Below are 19,428 nucleotides of genomic sequence, written 5' to 3'. Positions count from 1 at the left end.
TGGCGCGACGGCGCCACTGGACGGCCGTGATCGGGTGGAGGCCGAGCATCGGGCCGAGGACCGCGGGCGGGAGGTCGCACGCGAGGGCCACCAGGGCGGTGGTCCGGGCGGGTCGGTTGGGGATGTGATGGGCGGCCAGGCGTCGGCTGAGGGCGGCGGCGGAGATGTAGGCGCCGGGCAGGTGGCCGGGGAACAGCCAGCCTGCGCTGATGTTCGCGGCCCAGCCTTGGGGAGCGGGGTGGTCGGCAAGGGTGGTGAGGATGTCGGCCAGGGTGGTGGGCGGCGGGATTGGGGTCCGGCCCAGGGTGAGGACCGTCGTCCCGTCGTGGGTGGTCATGGCAGTGGTGGGCAGTGCTGCGATCCGGGTGAGGTGTTGGCCGAACAGCAGGAGGATCGCGCCGACGGCCCGGACGTCGAGGTCGAGGCGGGTGTCGGTGAGGCACTGGTGGAGGAGGTCCCAGTGGGAGTCCTCGTCCAGGCCGACCGGGTCGGCCTTCGGGCGGTGCGGCACGAGCAGGTCGCGGGCGTGGTGGCGGGGGTGGGCCCAGACGACGAAGTCGCGGACTTCGTAGCGGGTTCCTGGGTTGGCCGCGAGCCAGGCGTCGAGGCGGCCTTGGTCGAGGGTGGCGATGGTCAAGCCGTGGCCGGCGGTCATCGTGAGGAGTTCGGCCGGGGCCAGGCCCGCAAGGAGGGAACGCCGGCCGGGGGCCGTCCGGTACACCTGACGCCAGTCCAGGCGCTGTCATGCCTGGGTGCCGGGTGAGCTTCGTGTCGTCCTGTCGCCTGGAAGTGGGTTCCGGGCCCGGACGGTGAGCCCGGTCGTCAGAAACCGTGTCGCAATCTCACTCTGTGAGTACTTGAGGGCCAAGGGGCTGCGCGCGTCCGCCATATGGTGGTGATCTTCGTACCGCTGGGGGACCGCATCTCGACAAGCCCAGCCTCGGCTCATAAATAGAAAACAGGAACAGATAGTGACAACTCTCCGCATTCCAGACTTCTATGCCCCATTCCGTCTGGAATGCAACCCTCACATGGAGGAAGCCTCCAGGATCATGTAGGAGTGGATCGACTCACACGGACTGGCGGCAACAGCCAAGGCCCGTACCCGCATGCTCAACACCGGGGCCGATCTATCGGGCGCGTACGTATGGCCGCGAGCCGAACCCGGCATGCTGTCACTGGGCCTGAAGTGGCTCGCCTTGACGTTCCGGATCGATGACCAGCTCGACGAAGACGACCCGGACGGGCAGCCGGGTTCTCGTTCCCAGTGCATCGAGGAACTGTGCGCGATCCTGCACGGCGCTCCAGCCCGGCCGTCCCCGGTCGCCGGTGCCCTGCACGGACTGTGGAAGGAGACGCGGGCGGGGCGGCCGGCGAGCTGGCAGCGTGTCTTCGTCGCCGACTTCGAGGCGTTCTTGCGGTCTTACGCCCTGGAGGCAGAGCTCAAGGCAGCGGGCCGGATACCGGAACTCCCCGAGTACCTCGGGTGGCGGATGTACTCGGTCGGCATGCCCTGGCTGTGGGACCTCGACGAACTGCGATTGCCGCTCTTCCTCCCCGAGAGCGTGCGCACCTGCGAGGCGATGAGCACGCTCCGGCGGGCAGGATCGTTGCACATTGCCCTGGTCAATGACGTGTTCTCCGCCAAGCGTGAAAGCACTCTCGGCTACCCCTACAACGCGGTCTCGCTCACCATGCGGGCGCAAACATGCTCTATGCAGGAAGCAGTGGCCCAAGTCGCCGGCCTGGTCGCCGGACACGCACACACGGTCAGCCGCATCCTCGAACGCCGCAGACCCACGAGGTGGCCTCGCTGTAGGCAGCAACCGGCAAGGTGTCGTCGCGGTCCGCCGCACCGGGCGGGCCGCACCACGAGGGCCTGAGGCGGCCCGCCGCGTCACGGCCACGGCCACGGCAGGGAGCTGAGGGGAGATGCGCCGGCCGTCACAGGGCGTCCGGTGTCCCCTCGTTCCGGTCGTCGGCCGATGGGCTCCGCTGGCGCGTTCTGGCCTGCTCGACCGCTGACATCAGGAACCGGGCGGCGACGCCGATCAACAGCAGGTTCGCCGTCATCTGCCCCGTGACCAGCAACCGGGCCGGTTCGCTGCGTGGGCTGATGTCGCCGAAGCCGACCGTGCTGAACACGGTCATGGTGAAGTACAGCGCGTCGGACCGGGACAGCGGCTCGCTGAAGCTGTCGGGGGCGCTGTGCTCGATCAGGTAGTAGGTCGTGGCGAACAGGAGCAGGTAGAGCGGCAGGGACGTCCCCACGGCTTCCATGGCCCGTAGCTTGGGCCGCTGCGACCGTGAGATCTTCCGGATCTGCCACGACAGGAGCAGCGTCACCGCGACGATGCCGCCGACGAGCCCGAGGACCGTTTCCGTGGTGAACGCCGAATCGAGCGGCAGCAGATAGTAGGCGGCGAGCAGGACTCCCGTGGCCAGCAGGGACCCGCAGGACGGCGCGCCGTGACTCGCGGCGGCTGCTACTCGCTCCCTTGTCCACGGCCCCCCGATGCACCCGCACTTGCGCTGCCGCGCCGGCTCGTGGACCAGCCTCCCACTGCCCTGGGCGGCGTACGGCAGGCGCACCATGCGGTTCACCGGGATGGCGGACCGCGCCGAAGAGGCCACGAGGGCGCAGGATCCTGCCTGGCTCCTGGTCATCACGCCCGCAGTGATCAGCACTCACAACTCCCACGACATCTCGGCGGCTACGGCGCGCCCTGTTCCGCGCCGCCGACGGGCGGCGGCGACCGTCGGAGACCGGTGTGTCCCGCGCCTGTGCCGGACCGCGAGCTGTTCAATCGAGGCATGACCAGGCGCGATGATTCAGCTCTTTTCGGTAACCGCTTTCTGACGGTGCCCGCTCCCTCGGAGACCTTCCCCGAGGAGGGCATGGCCGCCACCGATGCGATGCGGCTCGTGGATGTGGATCTCGCCATGGAGGGCGACCCGCAGCGCAACCTCGCCACGTTCGTCACCACGTGGATGGAGCCGGAGGCCCAACGGCTGATCGCCGAGAACCTCCACCGCAATTTCATCGACCACGCGGAATACCCGATCTCCGCCGAGATCGAGCAGCGGTGCGTGCGCATGCTCGCCGACCTCTTCCACGCACCGGGCCGGACGACCGGATGCCGGACCCAGGGTTCGTCCGAGGCGATCATGCTCGGCGCGCTGTCGTTGAAGTGGAAGTGGCGCGAGCGCCGCCAGGCAGCCGGCCTGTCGACCGACCGGCCCAACCTGATCTTCGGGGGCGACGTCCACGTCGTGTGGGAGAAGTTCTGCCGCTACTTCGACGTCGAGCCGCGGATCGTGCCGCTCGCCGAGGACAAGTACACGATCGGCCCAGAAGACGTGGAGCCCCACCTCGACGAGAACACGATCGGCGTCGTCGCCGTCCTCGGCACCACGTTCACCGGCCACATGGACGATGTCGTCGGCATCGACAAGCTCCTGCGGGACGTCCGCAAGAAGCGGGACCTCGACATTCCGATCCATGTCGACGGCGCCAGCGGTGCATTCGTGTGGCCCTTCCTCTATCCGGACTCGAAATGGGACTTCCGGCTCGAACAAGTCCGTTCGATCAACGTCTCGGGACACAAATACGGACTGGTCTACCCCGGCATCGGATGGCTGGTCTTCCGCGAGGAAGCCGACCTCGCCAAGGACCTCGTCTTCTACGAGAACTACCTGGGCAAGACCGACGCGACGTTCACACTGAACTTCTCCACCGGTGCGTCGATGGTGCTCGCGCAGTACTACAACTTCGTACGGCTCGGCCGCCAGGGCTACACCTACATCATGAAAATCATGCAGGAGAACGCCCGCGCACTGGCGGACAACCTGCAAAGCAGCGGCCGCTTCGAAGTGATCGGGGCCGACCTCGAGCAGCTGCCGCTGGTCGCTTTCCGCCTCGCCGGCAAACACGCCTACGACGAGTCCGACATCGCCTGGCAGCTCTCGGCCGAGCGGGGCTGGATGGTGCCCGCCTACACCCTCCCGCCCAACGCGGAGAACGTGAAGATCCTGCGCGCCCTGGTCAAGGAGACCCTGAGCCGCGAGCAGATCGACCGCCTGACCCAGGACATCGCCGACGCATGCCGCACGCTTGACGACAAGGGCGCGGCCCACGTGATCGAGCGGGCCCAGGTCAAGCGCGGCACCGGCTACTGACGCACCGTCCGCCAGCAGAGGTCCACGCGGGCCGCCGACGCCCGCTCGCCCGGGAGGGACAGCGGGCCGGTGCCGGCTCTCACGGGCGACAGCCGGTCAGTGCGTCTGCGGGCAACAGCGGCAGTGACACGGCAGTAGTGGGCGGTGACGCTTCCGGTATCCCCGGGACGGGCCCACCGATGGATGGGGCGCCCGCCCGATGGTTCGTCATGCCGGCGCGGGCTCCTTCGGTGCGCCGGCCTCGGGCCCGCCGGCCGGAGCCGGGCTGAGCCGGAGCGTCACGACATAGGCGACCACGACCGCGACGATCACCAGCGGCATCACGGTCAGGCCCTGTGCCCCCAGCAACAGGGTGGCCAGCAGCACCGACGTCAACGGCAGCCTGAGCATGGCAACCGACATGGCGCCGATGCCCATCGCGAACGCGAAGGTCAACTGCAGCCCCGGAAGGTGCGAAAGAGCGATCCCGCCCGCCGCCCCCAGAAACATCGCCGGGAAGATCGGGCCCCCTCTGAACGCGCTCAGCGAGGCGCAGTAGGCCAGCCCCTTGCAGGCCAGGAGCAGCAGCAGGGTGGCGACGGTGTAGCCGGCGCTGTCGGCGAGCAGCGGTCCCAAAGCGGACTGCCCCGAGTACAGCACCTCGGTCGCGGCCCTTCCCCGAGCCTGCGGCGTAGGCGATTGCGAGCCCGGCGACCACCAGGCCCATCAGTACCGTGGCGGGGACCACGTGCCGCCGCTCGACCCGCGCCTGCAACAGCAGAGACAGCCGTCGGATGCCCGTGCCCACGAAGGCCGCCGCGACGCCGATGACCAGCGCCCAGCCGAACTCGGTCACGGTGGGCGAAGTGGCCTGCGACACGTCCGGAATCGCGAGGGAAATCGTGCCCAGACCGGTCCAGTTGTCCAGGCCGACGAAGACGAGCGTCCCGATACCGGCGGCAAGCAAGCCCGGCACCAGCAGGACCCCGAGCATCGGCCCGCCGATCCCCGACACCTCCATCAGCCCCAACAGTGCATGGCCACCGTGGCCGGCATCCCCGGGCCCAGAGCGGCCACTGGGGAGCGCTCGCCCTGGCCGGCTTCCGCCGGCTCCTCGAGGAGAAGGCGCAGCGCGCACGGGAGCGCGCCGACTTCGCCGATGGCTGGCTGCCCCGCGTCTAGCCACGCCCTGGCGTCACTGCGGCTCGGCACGGAGGAGCATTTCCGCCGGTGTGGAGGGTGCTTCAGGGGGAGGGGTCCCACGCCTCGGGGCCGACGCCGCGCCATTCCACGAAGTCGGGGTCGGTGAGGTCTACGTCCTCGGCGTTCTCCAGCCCGGCGGCCGCGAGGAAGACCCTGATGTCGGACGGGCGGTGCGCAACCCCGATGGCGGCGCCGTCGTAGCGCACCCGGCGCCAGCCCCGCTCGTCGGGCGGATAGACGATCAGCTTGGCGGACATGCACCCACCCTCTCCCCCGTCCCTCCCCACCGGCACCCGGCCGCGCGCGAACGGGTGACGCACGCCGAGGGCAGCAGCTCGCGGACAGCCGCACCGACGTCTCCGGCCGCGAGGTACGGTCAGCAGTACGGGGTGCGGCCCTGGCCACCGAGGCCGCGACGGGGGCCGCACCCCGACAGCACGAGAGCGTCCTGCCGGACGATGCCCGCGGCCAGAGCCGGGTTCCACTCCCTCGTGCGAGTGGAGCCGAAGCCGCCGGCGAACCGCCTCGCTTCCACAGCCGTCGCAGCGGTCATGAAGCCGATCGACGAGCAGCACATCGCGGAGCCCGGCCTGGTGGTACTGGACATCGCCAGCGCGGACGAAGACACAGTCCAGGCCGTCATGGCCACGCTGGAAGAGCGCTGGGCGGCCTCGGGCATCGGCCCGGTGCGCCGGGATCCCGGCGAGCCCGGAGTGCGGGCCCGCGTCTACGCCGACGTCCTGCGCCCAGGCCGGGAATGTCAGTAGCCGGAATTCCTGGGCAGGCCCCCTCACACGGGAGGCTACGGTGGATGTCGGGACGACTACACCCGGCTATGTGATCAAGAACCTGATGCGGCACGGACTTCCCGCGCTCGCCCGCCGTAAAAAGCGCCCTGTCCCTGGCATTCCAGCTGCCAGGGACAGGGCGCTCGCATACTCGCTCCGCAGCGAGCGCTGGAACGACTCAATCCACAGGCGTCGGGATGATAGTCAATGCTGCTGGTCACCGCGCCAGATGGGTGGTGATGCCGCTTGCCGTTCGGATGGGCGTCATTGGACGGGCATCCGAACGGCAAGCGGAGGACTCAGGCGGCTCCCGTGTTAGGGGCAACTGGTTACAGCTTCGCCGCTAGCGCATGTGTCGGTGCCGTTGCCGCCGTCCAGTGTGTCGGTGCCGTTGCCGCCGGTCAGGGTGTCGTTGCCGTCGCCACCGTTGAGGATGTCGTTGCCGTTCGTGCCGACGAGGCTGTCGGCGTTGAGGGTGCCGGCGATCGTGCAGCCGTGGGCGTTGTTCACGGTCGTGGTAGCTGTGGCGGTGTTGTTGGCTGGCGTGAGGTCGGGCTCCGTGGCACTGACCGCGGCGATGTCAGTGAGGGTGCCGGTGGCGGTGGGCTCGACGGTCACGGTCACGGTGGCGCTGGCGCCGGGGGCAAGGGTGCCCAGGGCACAGTCGGCGCTGGTGGCGGTGGTGGTGCAGGTGCCCTGGCTGGACGTGGCGGATGCCAGTTGACCAGGCCCTGTGAGGGTGTCGTCCAGCGTTACGCCGGTGGCAGGCACGGTGGCGCTGTTGTTGGTCACCGTCACGGCGTAGGAGGCCTGATCGCCCAGGCTGGCGGTGCCTGGCCCGGCCTTGGTGACCGACACGTCCGCGCTGGGAGGGGCACCACCACCGCCCGCGTAGCGGGCCAGCGCGATGTCTTTGCCGGACGACGTGTTGGTGCTTCCGGCAGCGACGATCTTGCCGTCGGCCTGCACCGCCACCCCGAAAGCCTGGTCGTCGGTGCCGGTGAAGTCGGTGGTCACCTTGCCGTCGCCGTTGAAGTTGGTGTCCAGGCTGCCGTCGGTGTTGTATCGGACCAGGCCCCAGTCACGGCCACCAGGGCCGCTGGGGATGGTGTCGCCCATGGTGACGAGCCTGCCGTCGGTCTGCAGAGCCACTGCCCATGCCTGTTCGAAGCCACCGCCGAAGTCGGTGGTGACCTTGCCGTCGGTGTCGAAGGACGTGTCCAGACTGCCGCCGGTGTTGTATCGGGCCAGCACGACGTCGCCGCCGCCCACGCCGGAGAAATTGACGCCGACGGCGACGATCCTGCCGTCGGCCTGCACCGCCGTCTTCACAGCACCGTCGTTGGCGCCGAAGTCGGTGGTGACCATGCCGTCGGTGCCGAAGGACGTGTCCAGACTGCCATTGGTGTTGTAGCGGGCCAGCGCGAAGTCGCTGGCTCCGTCGATGCCTTTCGCGCCGACGACGGTGATCTTCCCGTCTGTCTGCAACGCCACCGCGTGGGCCGCGTCGTCGCCGCCGAAGTCGGTGGTCACCTTGCCATCGGTGTCGAAGCTGGGATCCAGGTCCCCCGGTGCGGCCAGTGCGACACCGGACAGGGCCAGTACAAGCGTGCCGAGAAGGCCGCCGCTGCCGGGCAGCCACATGTCCTGGCCAACCTCTTGTGGGCACGGCACCAGGCCCGAGGCTGCGAAGGCGTCGAAGACCTGGCTCGGGAAGCCACAGTCAAGGGCGGAGCTCGCATGACCCAACTGGCGCGGCGGCTGCAGGCCTCAGCTTGATCTTTAACCTCGCCCGTCATCCGACCTGCTGAGATCTACCGCTTCCGGGGGCAGGTGACGCGGCCGCCCTCCACGCTTCGAGATGTCGAGTAACGAAGTGTCGAGGAACCGCCGCTGAGGATGAGTTTCCCCGCCGATGTCCCCGCCGTCGAGGCGTTGGGTGTCCTGTCCCGCTTTCGTGTTGAGTTCTACGAGTGCCCGTACGCCCGTGTGGATGCGCTCTTCGAGCTCACCGACGCGGTGCTGTGCACGGACGGGCCGGTCAGGTCGCTGGTCGAGCTCACGCTGACGGCCGAGCACCGGCGCGGACATGGAGCGATGTACGACGCGGTCAATCACGGCTGGCTGGAGCCTGCCCGGTTGCGCCGGCTGGTGGCCTCGATGCCGTTGCCGAGGGCGGCCGACGGGCGGACCGTCCTCGCGGTCGACGTGAGCAACTGGCTGCGGCCCGACGCCCCGACCAGCCCGGACCTGCTGTTTTGCCATGTACACGGGCGAGGCCGCAGTGCCGACCAGATGATCCCAGGCTGGCCCTACTCCTTCGTCGCAGCCTTGGAGACCGGACGGACCTCGTGGACCGCAGTGCTGGACGCTGTCCGCCTGGGCCCGGCTGACGACGCCACCGCGGTCACCGCCGGCCAGCTCCGCGAGGTCGTCGGCCGACTCGTACGCGCAGGGCACTGGCGGCCGGGAGATCCGGACATCCTCATCGTCGTGGACTCCGGCTACGACGTCACCCGCCTCGCCTACGTCCTGGCCGATCTCCCCGTCGAGCTGGTCGGCCGCCTGCGCTCAGACCGGGTCATGCTCCGCGACGTCGGCATCCGCCGCTCCACTCCACGCGGCGGGCAGCCCCGCAAGCACGGCGGTGTCCTCACCTTCGCGAAGCCGGAGTCCTGGCACACCCCTGACCAGGCCACCACCTGCAACACCACCCGCTACGGCACGGCCGAAGCCCTCGCCTGGGACAGCATGCACCCCCGCCTGCAGGCCCGCGGCCCCTGGCTCGACCATTGCGGTGAACTCCCCCTGATTCACGGCACATTGATCCGACTGAAGATCGAGCACCTGCCCGGCGACCGCGACCCGAAACCGGTCTGGCTGTGGTCCTCCAGGACCGGGACGACCAGCGCGGACGTCGACCTGCGGTGGCAGGCGTTCCTACGGCGCTTCGATCTTGAACACACCTTCCGACTGTTCAAACAGACCCCCGGCTGGACCGTCCCCAAGGTCCGCGACCCCCACACCGCCGACCTGCGGACCTGTGGACCTGGCTGATCATCGCCGCCCACACCCAGCTCCGCCTCGCCCGACCACTCGCCGAGGACCTCCGCCGCCCCTGGGAACGGCCCGCCGAGCCCCGCCGGCTCACGCCCGCCCGGGTCCGCCGGGGGCTCCGCCACCTCCACCTGACGATCGCCCACCCGGCCCGGCCCCGGACGCCCACCCGGCTCCAAAAACCGCAGGCCAGCCCCACACTACGAACCCGGGAAGACCGTGAAACGTGCCGAAACCCTCACCGAACACGTCCGCTTGAAACAACAACGAGGTTAAAGATCAAGCTAAGTAGCCGTTGTCGTACCGATCGCGGGGCTTGTCGACCGAACGGGAGTCTTGCTCGGGTGATCGCGGTCGGTGCCGGGCGTGCGAAAGCCCAGTCGCCCTGACGGGCGATCCTGCGCGCTTTGACCGGGAACCGCCGCGGCTGCTCATTGATGGCCAGCGGGAAGCTGACATTCCGGTACCCGGCTACTTGGGCCTCTCCGTTGCCGTGGCGCTGGAACAGATGGGGCGGGTGCGGGCGGCGTAGGAGCGTGCGGCTACAACGAGGCCGATGCCCAGACCGGCGAATGCCAGGCCGCCGAACTCGGCAAACCAGGTGATCCCCGAGCTGGTGGTGAACGGCGGGTCCGGCTTGATCTTGGGCAGCACACCGGAAGCCATGAGCGGGGCCATGATGAGGAGGGCGGCCCCGTACATCGTCAGTGGGATACCGGTCAGCCAGGCCGGGATCAAGGGCAGCAGGCGCGGGACGCGTCGTCCGGACAAGAACAGCGTCCAGCGGGGGAACACCTGCCCCCACGCGTACAACAGCCCCAGCAGCAGGAAGATCCCGAGCATCGCGGCCAGCACGGTCACGTCGATCCCCGCCGACGCGGTTGCCTTCGACGGCCCCGACGCGCCGACGCTCGTCGCCCTCTGCCAGTCATCGCCCGCGACGCTGAGCGCGTTGCCGCCCAGCGTCCAGATGGTCTTGGTTCCCGCCCACGGCAGGAGTCCGCCCATGAGCAGGTACACCGCGATGCGGGTCCGCCTCGGGGCTCGGGAGGCGGCTGGGTGGGCAAGCGGGCCGTCGGCTGCGCCGGCGTGCGGCCGCCCGCATCGCGGACAGTCTCCGCGTAGCCGTCGGCGGTACGACAAACCGGCGAGGAGCAGGAGGGCGGCACCGGCCGTGTTCAGCAGCACCTGGGCCAGCCCGGTGGCGCTCTCGATCCCCGAGAGCGTCGCAATTGTCACGAAATAGATCGGCAGCCCGTTCGTTCCCACGACGAACACCGGGAGCGCCACGATCAGCGCTGTCGCTACCGCAACCCGGTCGAGCTTGGCGAGAGTTCGGGTGCTGGCCAGGCAGGCGCCGCCGGCCAGGAGCGCGAGGGCTGCCAGGAAGAACTGGACCCGCGGCGCGTACGCGGAGTCCTCCTTCCATTGCACGGTGGTGCCCGTCACCGCCCAGGTGACCTCGACAGCGGCGTACAACACGCCCCACACTGCAGCGACCAGGGGCGCCCACACAGGCCACCGCCGCCACCACAACATCCGCCCCGGGCTTGCGGTTGGCGGCTTAGGAACGCCACCTACCTTTGAGTTCGCAGGAACAACCACCGTGACCCCCGTATATCCGGATTGCCGACGCTCCAAGATTCCGCGTCACCCGCGCCGATCACATCCATCCCACGGATCATCCGGCTTCCCCCGCGCGGGGGAAGCCGGATCGTGAGTGTCAGCCCGGCCGGATGATTACGGTGCGGTGCGCCGACCGTTGTCGTAACGATCAGGGCGCTTGCCGATCGGACGGGAGTCTCGATCGGGTGATTACGGGCAGTGGGCGCATAGAGGCAGGGCCTCCTGCACAGTTCGGGGATTGTCGAAGTCCTACCGAGCAGCAGAGAGGCCCTGTTGTCTCGTGCCTGTTACGTCCAACTGCCGCGTGTGGTCGTATGATTGCCTCGCTCACCTATACGGGAATACGGTCGACCATGGTGTGCGCGTTCGACGGTATCCGTCGGACATGACCGATGCCGAGTGGACCCAGGTCCGCATCGCGCTGCCCACGCCGGGGTGGTTGGAGGGCAGGGGCGGGCAGCCGGAGGCGTACTGCCACCGGGCGATGTTGGACGCGGTCCGCTACCTGGTCGACAACGGAATCAAGTGGCGGGCGATGCCCGCGGACTTTCCGCCGTGGGACCGTGTATACGCGTTCTTCCGCCGCTGGCGCGACCTGGGTCTGGTCAAGCAGTTCCACGACCGGCTGCGCGTCAAGGTCCGCACCTGGGCGGGCCGGGACGCCGAGCCCAGCGCGGGCGTGATCGACTCGCAGTCGGTCAAGGCGGACGCCGTCGTCGGCGCCGACAGTCGCGGCTTCGACGGTGGCAAACTGATCAACGGGCGCAAGCGGCACGTCGTGGTCGACACGCTCGGCCTGCTGCTCGGGGTGGTGGTCACCGCCGCGGATGTCGGTGACCGCGCCGCCGCCGAGGTGCTGCTCGCCCAAGTGACCGACGCGCACCACCTGCTGGAGCTCATCTGGGCTGACGGCGGCTACACCGGCGGACTCATCACTTTCTGCCTCACCGCCCTGGCGTTGGTCCTGGCCATCATCAAACGCAGCGACGACCAGAAGGGGTTCGCGGTGCTACCCAAGCGGTGGATCGTCGAACGATTCTTCGCCCACCTGATGCGCACTCGCCGCCTGGTGCGGGACTTCGAACGCCGCACCAGCACTGCCGAGGCGATGATCTACTGGCGATGACCCTTCTCATGACCCGCCGCCTGGCCCGGCCACGTCCTTCACGAGAGTGAACCGCCCCGGCGCGGGCTCGGCCAGCCAGTCCCGGGCCACCAGCCGCTTCGCCTTCGACCGCAACGCCTCCACCTTCGCTGGCACCACCTCCAGGCCGAAGCAGGCGGCCATCTCCTGGCATGAAAGCGGACCTTGACCGAGCCGATCGCGGTCGGCCAGGACCCGCAGGATGCGCTGATAGTCCACCGGCAGTGCCGACCAGCCCAGCCCCGCACGCCACATCGGCACCACCGATTTCGCCTTCGCCGACTCCGCAGGCTTGGGCCGGGCCTGCTGTTCACCGGGATCCCGCAGGTCGTCGCAGGGCATCGGGGCCGGGCGGCGTTGTCGTCGCCCCGGGCCAGTACCTCGCCGACGCGCGACCGGGTGATGACCCACTCGCTCCACTCCTGCTCGGCCACGGCGAGCTCGGCGTGGATACGGTCGGCCTCCTCCCGCAGTACGTCCACGCGACGGCGTGCAGTGAGCTCGTGCTCTTCCAGAAGCCCAACGACCGACGGCATCCCCGACCTCCACCTGAGTGACAACGAGGCACGTCACCACTCCCACGAGACCGGCGACCCTATGCCTGACAGTGAGAACGCGGTCCTCAAGTCCGGAGAGGCAACAGCTGTGAACGTTCTCGCTATTCGGCTCTGTCGGGGATCTTGTGATGTCACAGGGTCAAGGGCTGAGGAGTACGCGTTGGCGTAGGAGGTCGAGGTTGGCTCGGCCGTAGCCCATGCGTTTGAGGAGCTTGACGCGGGTGACGTGGCCTTCGACCTGGCCCGAGCTCCATGGTGTGGACAGTCCCGCGGTGACGGCGTCGAAGTCGCGTCGCATGCCGCTGACCAGGGAGTGCAGGGCTGGAAGGTCGTCGGCAAGCACTCGGTCGATCCAGTCGGGAAGCTGGTCTCCCCGGAGGTGGTGGAGCATCTCGGCGAAGTCGTGGACGTGACGTGCCGCGGCGTCGAGATGAGGACAGATAGTGCGGATCTCCTTCAGTTCCGTAGCATCCGCGGGGGCGAGATACTGCGGGTTCGTCATGATCCAACGGACGACGCGTCGGGGTTTCGGGGTCGGCCTCGGTTGAGGCCGGGGCACCCGCTGCTGCTTCCGGTCTGGTTGGCGGGGCGGCTTGTAAGACCGGAAGTAGCGTCGGACGCACTGGATACTTCCGGTGAATCCGCGCTCGCCCAGTTCCCGGTGAAGCTGGCGAATGTCGTGACATCCGTCCAGCCAGCGGGCGTGAAGGTACTCCTTGTGCTCGTCCAGTACGGATAGGCGTCCGGTGGCTTTGGCCAGAAGTTCGTCGAGGCTGCCGGCGCGGGCGAAGCGGCGGACGGTGGAGTGATCCAGCCTCAGTGCCCGGCCGATCGCCGCCAGCGTTTTCCCCTCGGCCAGCAAGGCCTGGACCGACGCGTAACGCTCGGCCGTGCGGGCCACCAGGCGCCGGGGCCGACCCAGCACGTCAAGCGTGCCGTCGGGTGGAATGAACGGCACGGCCACCGCCACGGGCAACTCCGTCGTGACCGGGGTTTCGACGGTCTTCTCCGCCGCGACCACGGTCTCCGCGAACGCGTCCCGGATGCATCCGTGGTGAGAGCCGACCGTTCTCTCCAGGGCCTCAGCGATGTTCCGCCACAGATGCCAGGCGTCGGCGACTTGCACCGCCTGCGGGGCGCCGGTTCGGGCTCCCTCGGCATAGGCGCCGGCCCGGTCCCGGCAGATGGCCTCGACTTCAGGGTGTTGGCGAAGCCATGCGGCCAGCGGTCCGGCGTCCCGGCCGGGCAGGACGTCGACGGGGCGCCGGGCTTCCAGGTCGACCAGGATGGTCGCGTAGGAGTCGCCCTTGCGCAGAGCAAAGTCGTCCACTCCCAGAAACCTGACCGCGCCGACCGGCTGCTGCGGCACCGAGCGGAGCAGATCCAGCAGGGCGTCCTTGGCAATGCGGATCCCGAGCAGTGCGGCCAGGCGGGCGCCGGGTCGGCCTGCCAGGGTCAAGGCGATCGACGAGAGCATCGACCGCAGGAGCGTGGTCTGTCGGGCGTGCGGTCTGGTCAACCCTGCGACCTGTTCGGCGAACGTGACGCCTGGACACCGATCGTTCAGGCACTTGAAGCGCCGCACGACCAGTTCGATCACCACTGGCCTGCCGGCGACCGGCGCGTCGCCGGGCCTGCGGACGTACCGGCCGTGCACGCGCCACGACGGCATCCCGCACCCCGGGCATCTCACCGGCAAAGTCTGGCACCCCGCGCGCAGGGTGATGACTCCACCCGTTTGCTTGATCGACTCGATGACAACTCCGGACAGATGCGGCAACAACCGCCCCAACACCCCTGAACCGCACACCTGGAGACTGCCCAGCTCAACCCTGTGACATCACAAGATCCCCGACAGAGCCGAAAAACGTGAACGCTCACAACAGCCACTTACAGGCACTGGTCTGACCTTTGAGCATCGCAGTTATGTCGGGCTGACTTGGGCTCTCGTCCTCGGCGGCCATTCGGCGACATAGGGACCGGACGCAGGCGTTGCTACAGGATTCGGCGGGGGCTGCGAGGGGTGCTGGGACACTCTGCGTCTCCCGCGGCGCAGTCGAGCTGAACCCGCTGCCCCGCCTGGCGCTCCGAACCGTGGGCTGCGGGACCCTCAGGGCCGCCTACTCAGCGGCGCGTCGGTCCGTGAGCCCGCCCGATATCGTCCGTCCCTGCAAGTGATGGACGGATACGCCGACGCCGACCGGTCTGAACGGGTGTCAGGAGAGCGGGGTCGGGTCTCGCCAGATGTCCATCGGAACGGCGCGGACCGCGCGTCCGTCCTCGTCGAGGATCCGGCCCATCCGCTTCACGGTGCGCAGCGACACGCGGCGCTCGGCCACGCGCAGGTCGGGGAACTTGCGGGCGAGAGTGGTTTCCAGGCGTTGAACGTCGTCGAGGGAGCGCTGCCAGACGGAGAGGATGAGGTTGTGCGTGCCGGTGACGGACACGCACAACCGGATCTCGGGGAGTCGGGCGAGTTGGTGGCCGACCTCGTCGAGCCGGTCCGGTGGGAGGTCGGCCCGGAAGGTCGCCAGGACCGGCCGGCCGGCGTCGCGGGCGGCGATCTCGCAGCGGAAGCGGATCGCGTCGGAGGCGGCCAGTCGGTCGAGGCGGCGGCGCAGCGTGGACGGGCTGAGCCCGGTGGCGGCGGCCAGCTCGGCTTGGTCGAGGCGGCCGTCGACGCCCAGCCTGATGAGCAACTCGCGGTCCTCGGCGCGCACTTCGGTGCGCATTACGGACGTCGTCCCGTTGCCCGCCGGGTGATCGTCGTGTAGCTCCACGCGCTGGGCGGGGTCCAGCGAGTCCAGCCGCCAGCGGATCCCTTCAGCGTAGGAGCAGGTCGCCAGGTGGACGCGGACGGCGTTGACCCCGGGGAGCCGGCCGAGGCGTTCAGCGGTGTACCGGGAGACCATTGCCAGGTCGGTGAAGGCCGCGGTGACGACGAGGTCGCAGCCCTGGGAGTGATGTTCGATGGTCATCACGTGCGGGTCCTCGGCCAGCTCGTTGGCGATCTGCCGGAGCCGGTCAGGGGCGCAGTCGAGGTCGAGGTAGGCGACGCACCCGCGGTCCTCGGGGTGCGGCAGACCGTAGGCGGTCACCCAGGCGATCCCGGCCTCCGAGAGGCGGCGCCAGCGGCGGGCAGCGGTGACCGGGCTGATCCCGAGGGTCTGGCCGAGCAGCGACCAAGGTGCCCGGGGCCGCAGTTGCATCGCGTTCACCAGGGCGAGGTCCAGTTCGTCCACGGTCACATCGGTGCCGGTCACCGGTGACTTCCGGTGGATTCGTTCATGGAAGGGCCTCTGGTGGCTTGATCCTGCGAAATCGCGGGAAACTCCCGCCTCGAGATCAAGAATCAGGGAACAAGATCGCTCTGCACAAGTTCCCGCCACACGCGGGTGCGATGGAGGTACCTGTGTCCCTGTACGACGATGCTCTCGGGCTGGCCCCGGACCTGGTCCGGCTCCGCCACGACCTTCACCGGTTTCCCGAGCTGGGCCTCACCCTCCCGCGCACCCAGGAGCGGGTGCTGAAGGCCCTGGACGGACTGCCGCTGGAGGTGAGCCAGGGCTCCGCGCTGAGTTCGGTCACCGCGGTGCTGCGCGGCGGGCGGCCGGGGCCGGTGGTGCTGTTGCGCGCCGACATGGACGGGCTGCCGATCACGGAGAAGGCCCCGGTGCCGTTCGCCGCCGACAACGACGCCATGCACGCCTGCGGACACGATCTGCACACCGCCATGCTCGCGGGTGCCGCACACCTGCTGGCCGCACGGCGGGAGCAGCTCCACGGCGACGTGGTCTTCATGTTCCAGCCCGGTGAGGAAGGCTGGGACGGCGCCGGAGCCATGCTCGCCGAGGGCGTGCTGGACGCGGCAGGCAGACGTCCGGTCGCCGCGTACGCCCTGCACGTGGCGTCGACCATGCCGCACGGGGAGTTCAGCTCCCGGCGCGGGCCGATCCTCGCCGCCTCCGATGCGCTGAACGTCACCGTGCACGGCGCGGGCGGCCACGGCTCGGTACCTCACCGGGCCAAGGACCCCGTACCGGCGGCCTGCGAGATGGTCACCGCCCTACAGACCATGGTGACCCGCCGCTTCGACGTGTTCGACCCGGTGGTGATCACCGTCGGACTCCTCCGGGCCGGCACCCAGCGCAACATCATTCCGGAGACCGCCTACTTCGAGGCGACCGTGCGCACCTTCTCCGCCGAGGCACGGGCCAAGGTCGCCGACACCGTGGCGGAGCTGGTCAACTCCGTCGCAGCCGCCCACGGCCTGCGGGCGGAGGTCGAGTACCTTCCCGGGTACCCGGTGACCGTGACCAACGGGGCCGAGACCGACTTCCTGGCCGACACCGTCCGCGAGGTCTTCGGCGAGGAGCGCTACCGGACGATGGCGAACCCGATGACCGGGGCGGAGGACTTCTCCCGAGTACTCGACGCCGTTCCAGGATCGTTCGCGTGGCTCGGCGCCGCCCCGAAGGGGACCGACCCCGACAACCTGCCGCTCAATCACTCGCCCTACGCGGAGTTCGACGACGCGGTGCTCCCCGACGGAGCCGCGCTCTACGCCGAACTCGCCACCCGCCGTCTCGCAGCCTGACCCCGTAGCCAAGGAAAGAAGGACCAATCACATGACCGAACCGCGCGAGGTGGTCGAGCAGCAGCTCGCCGCCTACAACAGCCACGACATCGACGCCTTCGTCGCCACCTATGCCGAGGACATCACGGTCCACCGGGCCGACGGCAGCCAACTGCGGGGCCGGCAAGCTCTGCGTGACAAGTACGCCGGCCAGTTCGCCGAAGGCCGCTGCAGGGCGGAGATCGTGGGGCGGCTCGGCGAAGGAGACTGGGTGGTCGACCACGAAATCGCCCACGGCCTGACCGACGAACCGGTCCGCGTCCTGGTGGCCTACCGAGTGCGCGAAGGTCTCATCGACCGCGTCGACTTCCTCAGCTGAACAGCAGAGGCCCGTACCGGCAGCCACCGCACAGCGCCCCGACGGCTACCGCACCCGCAACTGACCCGCCGTCCCACCCACAGACCTCACCTGAGCAGCCAAAACGTCACCAGCCCCACCCGTGATACCAGCGAGTCCGGTCTCGCACCGGCATGCCCTGCCTGCGGCCAAGCCCTGCCCGCACGGCCTCAGGGCCAGAGCGGCAGGAGACGGGTCGAAACCATGAAGGCCCGGACCTGAGTACCCGCCAGCGCAAGGCCGGGGGGGGCGCCGTGCTCAGGCGGCGTGCCACTCGTGTGCGGCTGCGCCCCGCCACTGCACCGGCTGCGAATCGTCCAGCACGTTGGCCGCCGCGATGCGCCGCGCCACGAGCACGGGAGCCGCGCCGCCGTGTACGACATCCCAGCACCCGCGGCCGCTTCCGGGACCCGGATCTGCGCGACGGGCCGGGCGGTGACCCCGTCAACAGCGGTCAGAAGGCCGGGCACCTCGCTGACCAGCCACGCGGTGGCGGAGTCCAACCGAAACAGCCGCAAGACGAGACCTTCACCGACCGCGCAAGCCGGATCGCCACGCTCCGCCTCCCCGTTCCGCGACCTCCATTCTCGTGGCTCAGGGCATGCCATCCCCGGCATCCAGATTGCGCACGCGCCGCCCTTTGGGCGGCCCGCGGGACGGCGGTCGATGCCGTCGGCCAGCTCAGGCCTTGTTCAGTTCGGCTGCGGGTTGCTCAGGTTGTTGACCAGGCCGGAGAGGGCCCCCGGGTCGCCCGTCTTTACAAGGTGGCGTTCGAGGACGCGTGGCCATCACTGTCCCCGGAGCTGTCGGAGCCGCCGAAGCCGAGCGATGAGCTGCCTTGCCCGATGGCACCCTTGCCGGCGGGGCCGTCGGCTGAGGCGGGAACGGCGGCCAGAAGCAGGGCCGCGACAGCGAGCGTGGCGGAAGCAAGGATCTTCGTGCCCGGCCAACGAGGAGACCGGCAACAGGATGCACCGGTCAGCCGGCCACCGCAGCCGGACCCCGGCCGAACCGGGGAACCTCCTCGACGGTGACGTTCAGGCGCACCGCTGAAACCGGAACGGGGGTCGGAAGATGCCACCCCGGTCCAGCACCCGGTCCGCGCTGACCTCCGCTCGCGGGCTGTCGGGAACCACACTCACCGGCCGCAGCACGAATCGCCCGGCACCGCACAGGGCCGCGCACTATCGTGGAGGGCGACGACGGAAGAGGATGCGACCATGACCACCGCCCCCGGGCCCTCCCAAGGCGTTCCGGCGATGCCCGAGCGCAGCATTCCCGCGTTGCGTGCCGCGATCGCCGCGCACGCCCCGCAGCTGCTGGCCGACTTCGAGGCCAACTGGCGGGCGAAGATCGCCGACACCTACGACATCGGCGCGGCCCCCGCCTTTCTGGCACGCTGGTGGGGCGAGTACGCCCTGGCCCGGGACCCCGAGCTCGACCACCACGTGCGTGATCTTGAGCAGCGGGCCGCCGAGTCCGCCGATCCCGACAAGGCCAAGGATCTCCTGGAAGAAGCCTCCCGGATCCACCACCAGGCGGCTTCGCTCGGGCCCGGCGAGTGAGCGCAGAGTTCACCGGCCCGCCCTGGGCCACGGACTGGACCAAGCTGGCCGCCGAGTACCGCGATGCTCTGCCCGCCCGCGTGCGAGACCTGATCATCGACGCCGTCACCGAGCTGAAGGCCTCCCACCACCCCTACCGTGACGACCACCTCGACACGGCGAAGGTCAGCATCGAACCCGCCCGCTCCACCGACCCCCGCGGCGCGCACATCCTGTACTTCGACCACGGCCACGGCTGGCTCCGCTACACCTTCACCCGTCGCACCGCCGACCCCCAGATCGTCATCGAACGCATCTTCTGGCAGTAACACCCGAGGTCGCAGTCACACCCCGGCGGCTGCCGCAATCGGCCCAGCC

Annotated in this window: 16 protein-coding genes and 3 pseudogenes; 10 read left to right on the top strand and 9 right to left on the bottom strand. The window is 69.3% G+C overall.

Annotated elements, in window-relative coordinates; all coding sequences use genetic code 11:
• A pseudogene (locus OOK31_RS18235) lies at positions 1-721 on the bottom strand (hypothetical protein); the annotation flags it as partial.
• A gap of 388 nt (positions 722-1,109) precedes the next feature.
• Here OOK31_RS18235 and OOK31_RS18230 point away from each other — a divergent pair.
• Complete coding sequence (locus OOK31_RS18230; RefSeq protein ID WP_267088278.1) at positions 1,110-1,883, top strand: terpene synthase family protein; 774 nt, start codon at positions 1,110-1,112, stop codon at positions 1,881-1,883.
• Positions 1,884-1,944: 61 nt separating this feature from the next.
• Here the strand turns inward: OOK31_RS18230 and OOK31_RS18225 are convergent, their stop codons facing one another.
• Entirely contained in the window at positions 1,945-2,688 is a 744-nt protein-coding gene (locus OOK31_RS18225) for a potassium channel family protein (protein WP_267088277.1), read from the bottom strand.
• Positions 2,689-2,814: 126 nt separating this feature from the next.
• On the opposite strand from OOK31_RS18225, the gene OOK31_RS18220 reads away from it, so the two are divergent.
• Entirely contained in the window at positions 2,815-4,179 is a 1,365-nt protein-coding gene (locus OOK31_RS18220) for a glutamate decarboxylase (RefSeq protein ID WP_267088319.1), read from the top strand.
• Between the two features lie 207 nt (positions 4,180-4,386).
• On the opposite strand, the pseudogene OOK31_RS18215 reads toward OOK31_RS18220, so the two are convergent.
• Positions 4,387-5,191 (bottom strand): annotated as a pseudogene (locus OOK31_RS18215) (chloride channel protein); the annotation flags it as partial.
• Between OOK31_RS18215 and OOK31_RS18210 the strand changes: the two are divergent.
• Positions 5,191-5,340: a hypothetical protein gene (locus OOK31_RS18210; protein WP_267088321.1), complete on the top strand. Its 150-nt coding sequence runs from the start codon at positions 5,191-5,193 to the stop codon at positions 5,338-5,340. The pseudogene OOK31_RS18215 and the gene OOK31_RS18210 overlap by 1 nt on opposite strands.
• Before the next feature lie 62 nt (positions 5,341-5,402).
• On the opposite strand, the gene OOK31_RS18205 is transcribed toward OOK31_RS18210, so the two are convergent.
• Positions 5,403-5,618: a hypothetical protein gene (locus OOK31_RS18205; protein ID WP_267088276.1), complete on the bottom strand. Its 216-nt coding sequence runs from the start codon at positions 5,616-5,618 to the stop codon at positions 5,403-5,405.
• A 294-nt stretch (positions 5,619-5,912) separates the two neighbouring features.
• Between OOK31_RS18205 and OOK31_RS18200 the strand changes: the two genes are divergently transcribed.
• Positions 5,913-6,128, top strand: coding sequence for a DUF6207 family protein (locus tag OOK31_RS18200; protein ID WP_267088275.1), 216 nt, complete (start codon positions 5,913-5,915; stop codon positions 6,126-6,128).
• Between the two features lie 336 nt (positions 6,129-6,464).
• On the opposite strand, the gene OOK31_RS18190 is transcribed toward OOK31_RS18200, so the two are convergent.
• Positions 6,465-7,793, bottom strand: coding sequence for a hypothetical protein (locus OOK31_RS18190; protein WP_323188224.1), 1,329 nt, complete (start codon positions 7,791-7,793; stop codon positions 6,465-6,467).
• A 255-nt stretch (positions 7,794-8,048) separates the two neighbouring features.
• Here OOK31_RS18190 and OOK31_RS18185 point away from each other — a divergent pair.
• A pseudogene (locus tag OOK31_RS18185) lies at positions 8,049-9,482 on the top strand (NF041680 family putative transposase).
• A 195-nt stretch (positions 9,483-9,677) separates the two neighbouring features.
• Here the strand turns inward: OOK31_RS18185 and OOK31_RS18180 are convergent.
• Positions 9,678-10,688 (bottom strand): hypothetical protein, encoded by a 1,011-nt coding sequence (locus OOK31_RS18180; RefSeq protein WP_267088274.1) that lies wholly within the window; start codon positions 10,686-10,688, stop codon positions 9,678-9,680.
• A gap of 529 nt (positions 10,689-11,217) precedes the next feature.
• Between OOK31_RS18180 and OOK31_RS18175 the strand changes: the two genes are divergently transcribed.
• Positions 11,218-11,958: an IS5 family transposase gene (locus tag OOK31_RS18175; RefSeq protein ID WP_267088273.1), complete on the top strand. Its 741-nt coding sequence runs from the start codon at positions 11,218-11,220 to the stop codon at positions 11,956-11,958.
• A 6-nt stretch (positions 11,959-11,964) separates the two neighbouring features.
• Here OOK31_RS18175 and OOK31_RS18170 read toward each other — a convergent pair whose 3' ends face one another.
• From OOK31_RS18170 to OOK31_RS18160, 3 genes are all read right to left on the bottom strand, one after another.
• Entirely contained in the window at positions 11,965-12,318 is a 354-nt protein-coding gene (locus OOK31_RS18170) for a hypothetical protein (protein ID WP_267088272.1), read from the bottom strand.
• 354 nt (positions 12,319-12,672) lie between these two features.
• Complete coding sequence (locus OOK31_RS18165; protein WP_267088271.1) at positions 12,673-14,328, bottom strand: ISL3 family transposase; 1,656 nt, start codon at positions 14,326-14,328, stop codon at positions 12,673-12,675.
• 421 nt (positions 14,329-14,749) lie between these two features.
• On the bottom strand, positions 14,750-15,796 hold the full coding sequence (locus OOK31_RS18160) for an Lrp/AsnC family transcriptional regulator (protein WP_267088270.1): 1,047 nt from the start codon (positions 15,794-15,796) through the stop codon (positions 14,750-14,752).
• 149 nt (positions 15,797-15,945) lie between these two features.
• Here OOK31_RS18160 and OOK31_RS18155 point away from each other — a divergent pair, with 149 nt between their 5' ends.
• From OOK31_RS18155 to OOK31_RS18140, 4 genes are all read left to right on the top strand, one after another.
• A complete protein-coding gene (locus OOK31_RS18155; RefSeq protein WP_267088269.1) occupies positions 15,946-17,130 on the top strand; it encodes a M20 family metallopeptidase in 1,185 nt (394 codons plus the stop codon).
• A gap of 31 nt (positions 17,131-17,161) precedes the next feature.
• Positions 17,162-17,488: a nuclear transport factor 2 family protein gene (locus OOK31_RS18150; RefSeq protein WP_267088268.1), complete on the top strand. Its 327-nt coding sequence runs from the start codon at positions 17,162-17,164 to the stop codon at positions 17,486-17,488.
• A 1,238-nt stretch (positions 17,489-18,726) separates the two neighbouring features.
• Positions 18,727-19,071 (top strand): hypothetical protein, encoded by a 345-nt coding sequence (locus OOK31_RS18145; RefSeq protein ID WP_267088267.1) that lies wholly within the window; start codon positions 18,727-18,729, stop codon positions 19,069-19,071.
• Positions 19,068-19,379 (top strand): hypothetical protein, encoded by a 312-nt coding sequence (locus tag OOK31_RS18140; protein ID WP_267088266.1) that lies wholly within the window; start codon positions 19,068-19,070, stop codon positions 19,377-19,379. The genes OOK31_RS18145 and OOK31_RS18140 overlap by 4 nt, the downstream gene beginning before the upstream one ends.
• Positions 19,380-19,428 lie beyond the last annotated feature (49 nt).

The sequence above is a fragment of the Streptomyces sp. NBC_00249 genome (genome assembly GCF_026342355.1).
GTDB lineage: Bacteria > Actinomycetota > Actinomycetes > Streptomycetales > Streptomycetaceae > Streptomyces.
This window is presented reverse-complemented; position numbering and strand designations above follow the sequence as displayed.